Here is a 13,273-nt window from a genome sequence, read left to right as displayed (position 1 = left end):
GACCGTGGACCGCAGATTGCCCTTGCTCGGACTGTGCTCGCTGCTGGCCGGGGTCGTGGTGCTCCTGGCGCTGCACGTGGTCCCGCCCACCAGCCGCATCAGCCCGGTCCGCCGCACGCTCAGCGAGTACGCGCTGGGGGAGGGCAAGTGGGCCTTCGACCTCGCGGTCGTGCTGATCGCCGTCGGCTCGGCGCTGGCCTTCACCGAGCTGCTGCGCCGCGGGCACGGCCGCTTCGCCGTGGCGATGGGCGCGGTGTGGACGGCCAGCCTGGTCGTGGTGGTCGTGTTCACCAAGACCGACTGGTCGGTGGGGCCGAGCCTGGGCGGCACGATCCACCGCTACGCCAGCGTGGCCGCCTTCCTGTCGCTGCCGCTGGCCGTGCTGGCCGCGGCGGGCGCGGTCTTCCCGGCCGCCGCGGGCTGGCGCTGGCTCACCCGCGCGCTGGCCGCGGCGTCGCTGGCCTGGTTCGGCACGATCGTCGTCGGCGTGGTGAACATGGCGCTGGGCGGGGTGAGCTGGTGGCGCTTCGTCCCGCTGGGCCTGGTGGAGCGGATGGTCGCCGGGTTCGCGGTCGCGGGCCTGGCCGTCCTCGTCCTCGGCCTGCTGCGCCCGGCCAGGGCGGCGGTCACCGCACGGTGAGGGTCGTGGCGGCGGTGCCGAGCAGCCCGAGCAGGTCGGTCAGCGGCGTGCCTGAGACGCGGTCCCGCCAGTCCACCGCGTGGGCGTCGACCTCGATCGCGTCGGTCACCGACACCGCGGTGACGCGCACGTTCGGCGGCAGGTCCGGCAGGTCGACCGGGATCGCGGGCCGGGCCAGCCGCACGCGCAGCCTGCCCAGCCGCACCGCGACCGGGCGCACCCGCAGCGCGCCGCCCGCCACCTCGGGGACGACCCGCAGCGCGCCCGGCCACGGCGGCCTGCTCAGCCACACCTGGCCGTCGGCCAGCCGCACGGCCACCGGCGGCCTGCCCAGCGCCGAGGCGGGGATCGCCACCCGCAGCCGCACCGAGCCGATCACGACCCGCGTCGAGAGCGGGCCGACGACGCGGACGTCGTGGCAGCGCACCGCCAAGCGCGCCACCGGCAGGCCCGGCCAGCCCACGTCCCGGGCGGCGAAGCGCACCTCGTCGATGCGGCCCTGCAGCAGCCCGGCTGTGTCCGTCGTCACGGCGAGGTCGGTCACGGTCATCGGCACGCCGCGCACCGTCACCACCCGCCCGCGCAGCCGCTCGGCGGCGACGCGCACCGCGGTCTCCAGCGCGCCCGCGGGCGTGGCGCGGCGACCTGCGGACAGCAGGGCGTCGAACGCGGGGAGCCAGTCGCCGAACACCCGGCCAGTCTGGCCGACGCCCGACCGGGCGGGCGGGGCGGCGCGCCCGGGGGTTGTGCGCCGCGTGCGCGAACCACCACGCTGGGCGGGGTAGGGGCAGCGCGTCCCGCGATGGCGGGCGCGCTGCGGGAGACTACGATCGCAAAGCCTTGTCAAAGCTAGTCAGCGCACCGTGGAGTCGGGTGGATGGAAGTGTCGGTTGCCGCGCGCGACCTCGTCAGCGTCCTGCTGGTCGAGGACGACCCGGGCGACACCCTGCTGGTGCGCGAACTGCTGGCTGACAGCGACGCCGAGGTCCGCCTGACCACCGTGCGCACCGTCGCCGAGGCCCGGCGCAACCTCGCCGGGCAGGACTGCGTGCTGCTCGACCTCGACCTGCCCGACGCCACCGGCCTGGACGCGCTGCGCCTGCTCGACGACCCCGACGGGGTGGCCGTGGTGGTGCTCACCGGCCGCGCCGACGCCCAGCTCGGCGTCGCCGCCGTGGCCGCGGGCGCGCAGGACTACCTGCTCAAGGGCGAGGTCGACCCCGACCTGCTGGCCCGGGTCATCCGCTACGCCGTGGGCCGCGTCAAGGCCGAGGAGATGCAGCGCCAGCTGCGCGAGGAGCGGCTGCTGGCGATGGAGAAGGCCCGCCTGGAGCGCGGCCTGCTGCCCTCCCCGGTGCTGGACGACCCGCGGCTGCGCGCCGACTTCCGCTACCAGCCGGGCCGCCAGCGCGCCCTGCTCGGCGGCGACTTCTACGACATCGTCCAAGCCGACGACGGCACCGTCCACGCGATGGTCGGCGACGTCTGCGGCCACGGCCCCGACGAGGCCGCGCTCGGGGTGTACCTGCGCGTCGCCTGGCGCACCATGATGCTGGCGGGTCGCCCGGTGGACGAGATCTTCGACGCGATGCAGCGCGTGCTGGTCCACGAGAGACACCTCGACGGGTTGTTCGCCACGCTGTGCACGCTGTCGGTCGCCGCCGACCGCGAGACGGCCGACCTGCGCATGGCGGGCCACCCCGCGCCGATCCTGCTCACCCCCGACGGCGCCGCGCTGCTCAGCGCGCCCATCGGCATCCCGCTCGGCGTGCTCGACGAGGCCAGCTGGGAGGCGCGCACGGTCAAGCTGGGTCCGCAGTGGTCGGTGCTGATGTTCACCGACGGCCTGATCGAGGGCCGCATCGGCTCCGGGGCCGAGCGTCTGGGCCCGGAGCGGCTGGCCGAGATGGCGGGCCAGTTCGCCGCCGCGGGCGGCAACTGGCGCGCGTCCCTGCTGGACGACCTCGTGCGCACCGTGTGCGTGCTCAACCAGGGCGACCTCGTGGACGATGTCGCCGCCCTCATGCTGACGAGGATCGCGGATGCGTGAGCGCGAGAACCGCTGGCCGCTGCGCCGGTGGATCACCGTGACCATCGGCGCGGCCATCGCCATCTGCGTCGTCGCCATCGTGGTGGGGGCGCTGGCCATCGCCGAGCTGTCGGACCGGCGCTACGCGCTCGTCGACCGCATCGACCCGGCCGTGCAGGACGCGCTGCGGCTGGACAACGCCCTGCTCGACCAGGAGACCGGCGTGCGCGGGTACGTGCTCACCGCCGACCCGGCCTTCCTCGACCCGTACCACGACGGGATCGGCAGGCAGGAGCGGGCGGTGGACAGGCTGCGCGAGCTGCTGGACGACCACCCCGAGCTGATCGCCGAGCTGGAGCGGGTCACCTGGCACGTCGGGCTCTGGCGCAAGGAGTACGCCACCCCGGTCATCAACCTGGTCGAGGCCGCGGTCGAGCAGCCGAAGCGGCCGCTGCCGGAGCGCACCGAGGCGGCCAAGCAGCGCTTCGACGCCGTGCGCGCGGCCTCCAGCAGGCTGCAGGAGGGCCTGGAGCGGGTCCGGGTGGACAGCCGGGACGCCCTCAACTCCTCGGCCAACCGCGTCGTGGTCGTCTCGGTGTCGGTCGCCGTGGTGCTGCTGCTGATCTTCGTGCTGCTGACCCTGGTGCTGCGCGCCGCCGTCGTCGGTCCGCTGACGAGCCTGGCGGGGCAGGTGCGACGGGTCTCCGAGGGGGACTTCCAGCTCGCGCCCCGGGTGGGCGGGCCGCTGGAGATCGTCACCCTGGCCGACGGCGTGGACTCGATGCGCAGGCGCATCCTCGACGAGCTGGCCGCCCAGCGGGAGGTCAACGCCGAGCTCGACGTGCGCACCGAGGACCTGGCGCGGTCCAACAGCGAGCTGGAGCAGTTCGCCTACGTGGCATCGCACGACCTGCAGGAGCCGCTGCGCAAGGTCGCCAGCTTCTGCCAGCTCCTCGAACGCCGCTACAAGGGCCAGCTCGACGAGCGCGCCGACCAGTACATCGGCTTCGCCGTCGACGGGGCCAAGCGCATGCAGGTGCTGATCAACGACCTGCTCGCGTTCAGCCGCGTCGGCAGGCACGTCAACGACCACGTGCTGCTCTCCGCGGCGGACCTGGTCGAGCAGGCGCGCACGAACCTGGCCCACGCGCTGGAGGACGCGGGCGCGACCGTGGAGGTGGTGGGCGAGCTGCCGACCGTGCGCGGCGAGGCGGCGCTGCTGACCGCGGTGTTCCAGAACCTCATCGGCAACGCGGTGAAGTTCCGCGGCGAGGACCTCCCGCTCATCCGGGTCGAAGCCGAGCGCGACGGGGACTTCTGGGAGTTCTCCGTCACCGACAACGGGATCGGGATCCAGCCGGAGTACGCCGAACGGGTGTTCGTGATCTTCCAGCGGCTGCACGGCAAGGAGGAGTACCCGGGCACCGGCATCGGCCTGGCCATGTGCCGCAAGATCATCGAGTACCACGGCGGGCGGATCTGGCTGGACTCCGAGCACACTTCCGGCACGCGGTTCCGGTTCACCCTGCCGGTGCCCGTTACGCTGGAGCCCGCGGACGCCGACGCGCCCGAAACCCCGGACCGGAGCGAGGAAACCCAGTGACCGAAGCGGACTTGAAGGCCATCGACGTCCTCCTGGTCGAGGACGACGAGGGCGATGTCCTGATGACGCGCGAGGCGTTCGAGCACTACAAGATCCGCAACGAGCTCCACGTCGTCCGCGACGGCGAGCAGGCCGTCCAGTTCCTGCGCCGCGAGGGCTCCTACGCCGACGCCCCCCGCCCCGACCTCGTCCTGCTCGACCTCAACCTGCCGCGCTTCGACGGCAGGCAGGTGCTCGCCGAGATCAAGTCCGACGCCACCCTCCGCTCGATCCCCGTCGTCGTCCTGACGACCTCGGAGGCCGAGGAGGACATCGTCCGCAGCTACGAACTGCACGCCAACGCCTACGTCACCAAGCCCGTCGACTTCGACCGCTTCATCGAGGTCATCAGGAAGATCGACGAATTCTTCGTGACCGTGGTGAAGCTGCCGACCTGACCACCCAATCGGTGAGGTCAAGGGGTGCGGGCGCTGGTAGCGCCCCGTCCAGTGGTGCGGGCTGTTCCGTCGCTGCTCCGTCAGAGGGCGCGGGGGCGGAACAGCCGGTCGGCCAGCCCAGCGCCTTCTAGCGCGCTCTTGATCCGCCAAACGTCGACCATCTTCGGTTCTTCGGCGGACAACCCGTTCATTTCGTTGGTGGTGGGCGCGGGCGGCACCGGCCCAGAAGCCGAATCAGCCAGCGGTCACCCGCTTCCCCTTGGTTCGCCGACATGTCGGCCACCTGTGGTTCTTCGGCGGGCAATCGTCCGCCTGATCACCACGGGGCGGGCTGGTAGTCCTTGAGGAAGACCCCGTAGACGTCCTCGCCGGATTCGCCGCGGACGATGGGGTCGTAGACGCGGGCGGCGCCGTCGACCAGGTCCAGCGGGGCGTGGAAGCCGGCGTCCGCCAGGCGTTCGCGGGTGGGCTGGGGGCGTTCGTCGGTGATCCAGCCGGTGTCGACGGAGGTCATGAGGATCCCATCGCGGTAGAGGTCTTCGGCGCTGGTGCGGGTGAGCATGTTCAGCGCGGCCTTGGCCATGTTGGTGTGCGGGTGCCCGGCGCCCTTGTAGCCGCGGGAGAACACCCCTTCCATCGCCGAGACGTTGACGACGTACTTGCGGCGCGCCGTCGAGCGCCTCATCGCCGGGCGCAGCCTGCTGACCAGGATGAACGGCGCGGTCTGGTTGCAGAGCTGGACTTCGAGCAGCTCCACCGGGTCGACCTCGTGCACCCGGTGGGTCCAGCTGTTCACCGGGTCGGGGTCGGGCACCAGGCCGCCTGCGTCGATGCCGTCGCGGGTGCCCGCGGTCAGCGCCTTGGCCGTCACCTCGGCGGGGGACACCATGCCGGTGATCGCCACCGGGTGCGCCCGGTCGGCCCGGCCGAGGGCGATGATCTCCGGCAGCGGGCCCGACGGCAGCGGCGCGCTCTCCGCGGCGATCAGCGGCGCGTAGGCGGCGGGGGAGCGGCGCACGGTCTGCGCCGCGTTGTTGATCAGGATGTCCAGCGGCTCGCGCGCCATGAGGTCGGCCAGGCCGACGACCTGGGCCGGGTCGCGCAGGTCGATCCCGACCACCCGCAGCCGGTGCAGCCAGTCCGCGCTGTCCGGCTCGGCGGCGAACCGGCGGACCGCGTCGGTGGGGAAGCGGGTGGTGATGGTGGTGTGCGCGCCGTCGCGCAGCAGCCGCAGCGCGATGTACATGCCGATCTTGGCCCGCCCGCCGGTGAGCAGCGCCCGGCGCCCGCTCAGGTCGGCCCCGGCGTCGCGCTTGGCCCGGTTGACGGCGGCGCAGGCCGGGCAGAGCTGGTGGTAGAAGGCGTCGACGACGGTGTAGCGCTGCTTGCAGACGTAGCACGCGCCCGGCTTGAGCAGCGTCCCCGCGCTGGCCCCCGGGGTGGTCGACACCAGCGGGATGCCGCGCGTCTCGTCATCGATGCGCTGCGGCGACCCGGTGGCCGTCGCGGCGATGACGGCCTGGTCGGCGGCCAGCACCGCGGCCCGCTTGGCGGCCTTGCGCTGCTTGCGGACCGCCTTGTAGATGCCCGCGGTGGCCCTGCGCACGGCGACGGCGTGCGGGTGGTCGTCGGGCAGCGCCTCGACCTCGGCGAGGACCTGCAGGCAGGTCTGGAGGCGGTCCGCGTCGATCCCTGTCATGCCGCCCCTGCCGTGCCGAGCCCGTCGTCGTCCGGGCCCTACTGTAGAAGCGGCCCTACCCCAGGGCGGCGAGCAGGTCGCGGCAGGCGCGCTCGCACTTGCGGCACGAGTCCGCGCAGGTCCGGCAGTGGTCGTGGTGGTCGGCGTGCGCCGCGCACTCGTCCCCGCAACTGCGGCACGCGGTGGCGCAGGCGGTGACGACGGCGCGGGTGAGATCGGCGTCATAGCCGGTGTGCCGGGACAGCACGCGCCCGGTGGTCTCGCAGATGTCGGCGCAGTCGAGGTTGGTGCGCACGCACTTCACCAGCTCGGCGACCTGGTCCTCGCTCAGGCAGGCGTCCGCGCACGCGGTGCACGCCTGCGCGCACTCGAAGCACGCCTCGATGCAGGCGGCGAGCGTGTCGGGGTCCACCCCGCCCAGGTCCTTCGGGTAGGTCTTCAGCATCAGACCGGCGACGCCCATCGGGCCGCTCCTCTCCCTGTGGTTGCCGTCAGGCGGTACCCGGGGTCCCCGGTCGGGAAACGCGCCCTGCCGCGCCCAGGCCACCGGCGCGGCAGGGCGCGCCGGTCAGCCCTCCTGCAGCTCGGCCAGGGCGGCCTTGACCTTGTCCAGCTCGGCCTCCAGCTCGGCCATCCGCAGCCGGTGCTGCTCCCGCGCGGTCTCCAGCACCGACTCGATGGCCGAGGAGATGTCGCTGTGCAGCTCGGCGGCGGCCCGCGAGACGGCGGCGGCGGGCACGGCCAGCCCCTGCACGACGCGCTTGCCCGCCTGGGTCAGCTCGGCCTGCCACTCGCCGTCGGCCGTGCCGGTGACGGTGAGGGTCAGCTCCACCGTCCTGGTCTTCTTCGCGGTGCTGGCCGCCTTGGCCGCCCGGGGCTTCTTCGCAGGCGCCGTGACCTCGGCGGGCTCGGCGGCCGCCGGGGCTGCCTCGGTCGCCGCCGCTGGCTCGGGCCCGGTCATCTCGGGCACGCGCTCCACGGGCACGGTCTCGGTATCGGTTGACACCATCAACTCCCTCTCAGGACTCCTGCTGGACCGAGGAGAATTAGAACATGCGTTCGGATTTCCGGCGCGGGCGGGTCCGGCGGGAAACCGGATGAGGCGGGCGGGGGGCATTGCCTAGGCTGGAAGGGAGATGAGCACCGACCTCGACGCTTCCCCCGCCGGCCTCCGCGAGCGCCTCGGCGGGCTGATGGCACACGACGCCCACCGGCTGGGGCGCAGGCTCGACGGGGTGCGCAAGCTCCGCGACAGGCACAAGCGGCAGGCGGTGCTCACCCGCCTCGACGCCGAGGTCAGCGCCGCCGAGGCGCGGGTGGCGGCGCGGCGGGCCGCGGTCCCGGCGCCCAAGTACCCCGAGGAGCTGCCGGTCAGCGCCAAGCGCGCCGACATCATGGCCGCCATCCGCGACCACCAGGTCGTGATCGTCGCCGGGGAGACCGGCTCGGGCAAGACGACCCAGATCCCCAAGATGTGCCTGGAGCTGGGCCGGGGCGTCACCGGCCACATCGGCCACACCCAGCCGCGGCGCATCGCCGCGCGCACGGTCGCCGAGCGGGTGGCCGAGGAACTGGGCACCGAGCTGGGCGACGTCGTGGGCTGGAAGGTCCGCTTCACCGACCAGGTGGGCCCGAACACCCTGGTCAAGCTGATGACCGACGGCATCCTGCTGGCCGAGATCCAGAACGACCGGCTGCTGCGCCAGTACGACACGATCATCATCGACGAGGCGCACGAGCGCAGCCTCAACATCGACTTCCTGCTCGGCTACCTGGCCCGCCTGCTGCCCAGCCGCCCGGACCTCAAGGTCGTCATCACCTCGGCGACCATCGATCCGGAGCGCTTCTCCCGGCACTTCGGCGACGCCCCGATCGTCGAGGTCTCCGGCCGCACCTACCCCGTCGAGGTGCGCTACCGCCCGCTGGTCGACCCCGAGGACCCCGACGCCGACCCCGACCGCGACCAGGTGCAGGGCATCCTCGACGCGGTGGACGAGCTGGTCGCCGAGGGGCCGGGCGACATCCTGGTGTTCCTCTCCGGCGAGCGGGAGATCCGCGACACCGCCGACGCGCTGACCGCCCGCAAGCTGCGCGACACCGAGGTCCTGCCGCTCTACGCGCGGCTGTCGACCGCCGAGCAGCACCGGGTGTTCCAGCCGCACCGGGGCAGGCGGATCGTGCTGGCCACCAACGTCGCCGAGACCTCGCTGACCGTCCCGGGCATCAAGTACGTCATCGACCCGGGCACCGCCCGCATCTCCCGCTACAGCAACCGGCTCAAGGTGCAGCGGCTGCCGATCGAGCCGATCTCGCAGGCGTCGGCCAACCAGCGCAAGGGCCGCTGCGGCCGGACCGCGGACGGCATCTGCATCCGGCTCTACAGCGAGGAGGACTTCCTCGCCCGCCCGGAGTTCACCGACCCGGAGATCCTGCGCACCAACCTCGCGTCGGTCATCCTGCAGATGACCGCGGCCGACCTCGGCGAGATGGCCGACTTCCCGTTCATCGAGCCGCCGGACCGCCGCCACGTCGCCGACGGGGTGAACCTGCTGCACGAGCTCGGCGCGCTCACCGCAGACGGCAAGGCGCTCACCCCGATCGGCCGCACGCTGGCCCAGCTCCCGGTCGACCCGCGGATGGGCCGCATGGTGGTCGAGGCGGGCAAGACCGGGGCGGTCGCCGAGGTCATGGTGATCGCCGCCGCGCTGTCCATCCAGGACCCGCGCGAGCGCCCGCAGGACCAGCAGCAGGCGGCCGCGGAGAAGCACGCGCGCTTCGCCGACCCCGACTCCGACTTCCTCGCCTTCCTCAACCTGTGGAACTACCTGCGCGAGCAGCAGAAGGAGCTGTCGGGCAGCCGCTTCCGCAAGATGTGCAAGGCCGAGTTCCTGAACTACCTGCGGGTCCGCGAGTGGCAGGACATCCACTCCCAGCTGCGCCAGGTGGCCCGCCAGCTCGGCATCGAGGTCAACGACGTGCCTGCCGAGCCGCGCAACGTCCACATCGCCCTGCTGTCGGGCCTGCTCTCGCACGTGGGCATGCGCGACCCGCAGGGCCGGGAGTTCTACGGCGCCCGCAACGCCAAGTTCGCCGTCTTCCCCGGCTCGGCGCTGGCGAAGAAGCCGCCGCGCTGGGTGATGGCCGCCGAGCTGGTGGAGACCTCGCGGCTGTGGGGCCGCACCGCCGCGCGCATCGAGCCGGAGTGGATCGAGCCGCTGGCCGCCCACCTGGTCAAGCGCACCTACAGCGAGCCGCACTGGGAAGCCCGCCAGGGCTCGGTCGTGGCGATGGAGAAGGTCACCCTCTACGGGCTGCCGATCGTCGTCTCCCGCAAGGTGCAGTACGGGCGCATCGACCCGGAGATGGCGCGCGAGCTGTTCATCCGGCACGCGCTGGTCGAGGGCGACTGGCAGACCCGGCACAAGTTCTTCCACGCCAACCGCGAGCTGCTGCGCGAGGTCGAGGAGCTGGAGCACCGGGCCCGCAGGCGCGACATCCTCGTCGACGACGAGTCCCTGTTCGCCTTCTACGACCAGCGCATCCCGGCCGAGGTCGTCTCCGCCCGCCACTTCGACGCCTGGTGGAAGAAGGCCAGGCACGAGCAGCCGGACCTGCTGACCTACCCGCGGGACCTGCTGGTCAACGAGTCCGCGCGGGACATCACCGCCGAGTCGTTCCCGGACACCATGACCCAGCGCGGGCTCACCCTCCCGCTGACCTACCGCTTCGAGCCCGGCCGCGCCGACGACGGGGTGACCGCGCGCGTGCCCATCGCCGTGCTCAACCAGCTCACCGGCGACGGCTTCTCGCTGACCGTGCCGGGGTTGCGGACCGAGGCGGTGACGGCGCTCATCCGGTCGCTGCCCAAGCAGCTGCGGCGGCTGTTCGTGCCCGCCCCGGACTTCGCCAAGGCCGTGGTCGCCCGCCTCGCCGAGGACGAGCCGTCGCTGCCGGAGGCGGTGGGCCGCGAGCTCAAGGCCCTCACCGGGGTGGCGGTCCCGCGCGACGCCTGGAACCTCGACGCGGTCCCCGACCACCTGCGCACCACGTTCGAGGTCGTGGACGAGGGCCGGACCCTCGCCGCGGGCAAGGACCTGGAGAAGCTGAAGCAGCAGCTCAAGGACCAGCTTCGGCAGTCGCTGACCGCCGCGACCGACCTGGCGCGCAGCGGGCTGACCGACTGGACGATCGGCAGCCTGCCCAAGGTCGCGCGCACCACGCAGAACGGCATGTCGGTCACCGCCTATCCCGCGCTGGTGGACGAGGGCGGCTCGGTGGCGGTGCGGATGTTCGACACCGAGCCCGAGCAGCGCCAGGCGATGTGGCTGGGCACCCGCAGGCTGGTCCTGCTCGGCGTGCCGTCGCCGGTGAAGCAGGTCGTGCGGGCGCTGTCGAACCAGGCGAAGCTGACCCTCTCGCACAACCCGCACGGCAGCGTCAACGGCCTGCTCGCCGACTGCGTCGACTGCGCCGCCGACCACCTGATCAGCGCCGCGGGCGGGCCTGCCTGGGACGAGGCGGGGTTCGCGCGGCTGCGCGAGTCCGTCCGCAAGGGCTTGGTCGCCACGACCCTGACGGCGCTGGAACGGGTCCGCGCGGTCGTCGCGGCGTGGCAGGCGGTGACGGAGCGGATCTCGCGCACCCGGGGGCCGATCTTCACCGAGCCGCTGGCCGACATCCGCGAGCAGCTGGCGGGTCTGGTGTTCCCGGGCTTCGCCACCGCGACCGGCTTCGACCGGCTGCCCGACGTCGAGCGGTACCTGCAGGGCATCCAGCGGCGGCTGGACAAGCTGCCGGAGCGGCCCGACCGGGACCGCACCTGGATGCACGTCGTGCAGGACCTGGAGGACGCCTACCACGAGCTGCTCAACCAGCTCCCGGCGTGGGCCCAGGAGGGCGAGCGGGTGCGGGCCGTGCGCTGGATGATCGAGGAGCTGCGGATCAGCTACTTCGCCCAGACCCTGGGCACCGCGGGATCGGTGTCGGACAAGCGCATCCGCACCGCGATCGCCGAGCTCGGGCGGTAGCCGCGCTCAGATCAGCATGTGCAGCCGGACCACGGTGCCGCGCTTCGGGCAGGAGCGGATGCGCACCAGGTCGCACAGCTGGTTGGCCAGCCACACCCCGCGGCCGCCGCGCACCGACGGCAGCGGCGCGACCCGGCCGATCAGCGCCGAGTCCAGGTGCCCGCTGTCGCTGACCTCGCACACGACCTCGCCGGGCTCGGTCCACAGCCGCAGCGTGCCGCGCTCGCCGCCGTGGCAGATGCTGTTGGTGACGATCTCGTTGGCGGCCAGCGTCAGGTCCAGGGCCCGGTCGCGGTCGAGCCCGGCCGCGCTGGCCCGGATCGTCACCAGGTCGCGCAGCTCCGGCAGGTCGTCGAGGCTGAAGTGGGCCACATCGGCGACGGTGTCGGGGTTGTCGTCCAGCTGGGCGCTGAACGTGGTCGCCGCCAGGTCGGGGTCGTAGGCGCGGCTCGGCCGCAGCACGCCATCCTCGACCACCGCGCGGTGGCAGGACTCCACCCAGCCCGGGCCGTCGGCGGGGTAGGGGCACAGCAGCTGCAAGCCCGGCGCGTCGGCGAAGGCGATGTCCACCAGCGCCTCGTGCAGCATGACCTCGGCCGAGGCCGCCGCGCCGCGCTCGGGCCACCACGCCTGGGCCACCCCGCGCGCCCGCCCGCCTTCAGCGGCGTCGACGACCTCGCGCAGCGCGGGCACGATCCGGGCGGGGTTGGCGCCGACGGCGGCCATGTCGATGATCCGCACCGCGGACAGGTCCGCGCCGAGGGCGGCGCGCAGCGGCTCGCCGGTGGCGGGCGGGACGATGGCGAAGGCCGCGCGGCCCTCGGCCGCGCCTGCGCGCAGGTACGACACCGACTCGGCGACGAGTTCGGCGGTGTCGGTGTACACGAGGGCGTGGTGCGCGGGGCCTCGTGCGGTCATGGGGCTGCCTCCGGGCGGTCGGGTTCGGGGGCCCCGGCCGGCCGTCGCCAGGGTACCCGGATGCCCCGGTGGCGGCGAGGGATCCGGGGTGGCCAGGCGGGCGCGCCCGTGCGATCGTTTCCCACCGTGGTCGTCCCCCTGACAGGCTCGCCGAAGAAGCTGCGGGTCAGCATCGACGACTGGCTCATGATGGCGCTCGCCGTCGTCTCCGTCGGCCTGCTGGCCTACCGGGCGTTCTTCGACCCCGATCCCGCGGTGGCCGCGGTGATCGTGCGCGTCGACCAGGTCTTCTGCGGCGTCTTCCTCGTCGAGTTCGTCTGGCGCTGGTGGGCGGGCGGGTTCAAGGCGCGGTTCCTGCGGGTCAACTGGTACGACGTCGTGGGCATGGTCCCCGTGGCCCACCTGGCCTTCCGCTCCTTCCGCCTGCTGCGGGCGGTGCGGATCGCGGTCGTGCTGACCCGGCTGAGCCGACCGGCGAACCGGTCGGTGGGGGAGGAGCTGGCCTACCGCGCGCTCGGGCGCTTCGGCGGCGCGCTGATCGACCCGGTGGTCGACCTGATCAAGAAGCCGCTGACCGTCGCCGTGCTGGACGAGGTGGTCGCGGTGCTGCGCACCGGCCACTACGCCCGCAACGCCGCCGCCGCGCTGGCGGAGAACCGCGCCGAGATCCGCGCGATGGTGCTGGAGAAGATCAAGCAGGATCGGCAGGCCGGGCGGCTGTCGCTGATCCCCTTCCACGACGAGATCGTCGGCACGGTCACCGACACCGTCCTGCGGGTCGTGCTGGAGATGCTGGCCGACCCGCGCACCGACGAGCTGATCAGCGACCTGCTCCGGGAGAACATCGACCAGATCCGCCGGGCCGTGCGGGCGGGCGACCACCGCGACCTGCCCGACCCGTCCCCACCCGGCGGGTGATC

The 13,273-nt window shown here is 73.1% G+C and carries 11 protein-coding genes; 6 read left to right on the top strand and 5 right to left on the bottom strand.

Annotated elements, in window-relative coordinates:
• The first annotated feature begins 4 nt into the window (after positions 1–4).
• The gene (locus tag ACWEPX_RS23525; protein ID WP_451899374.1) at positions 5–640 is read left to right on the top strand and encodes a DUF998 domain-containing protein; all 636 of its coding nucleotides are present in this window, start codon (positions 5–7) and stop codon (positions 638–640) included.
• On the opposite strand, the gene ACWEPX_RS23520 is transcribed toward ACWEPX_RS23525, so the two are convergent.
• Complete coding sequence (locus ACWEPX_RS23520) at positions 627–1,331, bottom strand: LmeA family phospholipid-binding protein (protein ID WP_451899373.1); 705 nt, start codon at positions 1,329–1,331, stop codon at positions 627–629. The two genes, ACWEPX_RS23525 and ACWEPX_RS23520, sit on opposite strands and share 14 nt — an antisense overlap.
• A 186-nt stretch (positions 1,332–1,517) precedes the next feature.
• Between ACWEPX_RS23520 and ACWEPX_RS23515 the strand changes: the two genes are divergently transcribed.
• Genes ACWEPX_RS23515 through ACWEPX_RS23505 form a run of 3 tightly spaced genes read left to right on the top strand, consistent with a single transcriptional unit; the run spans position 1,518 to position 4,709 of the window.
• Positions 1,518–2,690 carry a PP2C family protein-serine/threonine phosphatase gene (locus ACWEPX_RS23515; RefSeq protein WP_451899372.1) on the top strand — a complete coding sequence of 391 codons (1,173 nt, stop codon included), beginning with the start codon at positions 1,518–1,520 and terminating at the stop codon, positions 2,688–2,690.
• The gene (locus tag ACWEPX_RS23510; protein ID WP_451899371.1) at positions 2,683–4,272 is read left to right on the top strand and encodes a sensor histidine kinase; all 1,590 of its coding nucleotides are present in this window, start codon (positions 2,683–2,685) and stop codon (positions 4,270–4,272) included. Before ACWEPX_RS23515 ends, ACWEPX_RS23510 begins: the two co-directional genes overlap by 8 nt.
• Positions 4,269–4,709, top strand: coding sequence for a response regulator (locus ACWEPX_RS23505; protein ID WP_451899370.1), 441 nt, complete (start codon positions 4,269–4,271; stop codon positions 4,707–4,709). The genes ACWEPX_RS23510 and ACWEPX_RS23505 overlap by 4 nt, the downstream gene beginning before the upstream one ends.
• 316 nt (positions 4,710–5,025) lie before the next feature.
• On the opposite strand, the gene ACWEPX_RS23500 is transcribed toward ACWEPX_RS23505, so the two are convergent.
• The 3 genes from ACWEPX_RS23500 to ACWEPX_RS23490 all read right to left on the bottom strand — a co-directional run bounded on the left by ACWEPX_RS23500 (position 5,026) and on the right by ACWEPX_RS23490 (position 7,417).
• A complete protein-coding gene (locus ACWEPX_RS23500; protein ID WP_451899369.1) occupies positions 5,026–6,408 on the bottom strand; it encodes an SDR family NAD(P)-dependent oxidoreductase in 1,383 nt (460 codons plus the stop codon).
• Positions 6,409–6,463: 55 nt separating this feature from the next.
• Entirely contained in the window at positions 6,464–6,871 is a 408-nt protein-coding gene (locus tag ACWEPX_RS23495; RefSeq protein WP_451899368.1) for a four-helix bundle copper-binding protein, read from the bottom strand.
• 105 nt (positions 6,872–6,976) lie between these two features.
• The gene (locus ACWEPX_RS23490) at positions 6,977–7,417 is read right to left on the bottom strand and encodes a DUF6319 family protein (protein WP_451899367.1); all 441 of its coding nucleotides are present in this window, start codon (positions 7,415–7,417) and stop codon (positions 6,977–6,979) included.
• A 127-nt stretch (positions 7,418–7,544) separates the two neighbouring features.
• Between ACWEPX_RS23490 and hrpA the strand changes: the two genes are divergently transcribed.
• Complete coding sequence (gene hrpA, locus ACWEPX_RS23485; protein WP_451899366.1) at positions 7,545–11,435, top strand: ATP-dependent RNA helicase HrpA; 3,891 nt, start codon at positions 7,545–7,547, stop codon at positions 11,433–11,435.
• 6 nt (positions 11,436–11,441) lie between these two features.
• On the opposite strand, the gene ACWEPX_RS23480 is transcribed toward hrpA, so the two are convergent.
• Positions 11,442–12,353 carry an anti-sigma factor RsbA family regulatory protein gene (locus tag ACWEPX_RS23480; protein ID WP_451899365.1) on the bottom strand — a complete coding sequence of 304 codons (912 nt, stop codon included), beginning with the start codon at positions 12,351–12,353 and terminating at the stop codon, positions 11,442–11,444.
• Positions 12,354–12,479: 126 nt separating this feature from the next.
• On the opposite strand from ACWEPX_RS23480, the gene ACWEPX_RS23475 reads away from it, so the two are divergent.
• On the top strand, positions 12,480–13,271 hold the full coding sequence (locus ACWEPX_RS23475; RefSeq protein WP_451899364.1) for an ion transporter: 792 nt from the start codon (positions 12,480–12,482) through the stop codon (positions 13,269–13,271).
• The last annotated feature ends 2 nt before the right edge of the window (positions 13,272–13,273 follow it).

The organism is Actinokineospora sp. NPDC004072, from assembly GCF_053604195.1.
The sequence above is the reverse complement of the archived record's forward strand: the minus strand, read 5'-3'. Positions and strand labels throughout refer to the sequence as shown.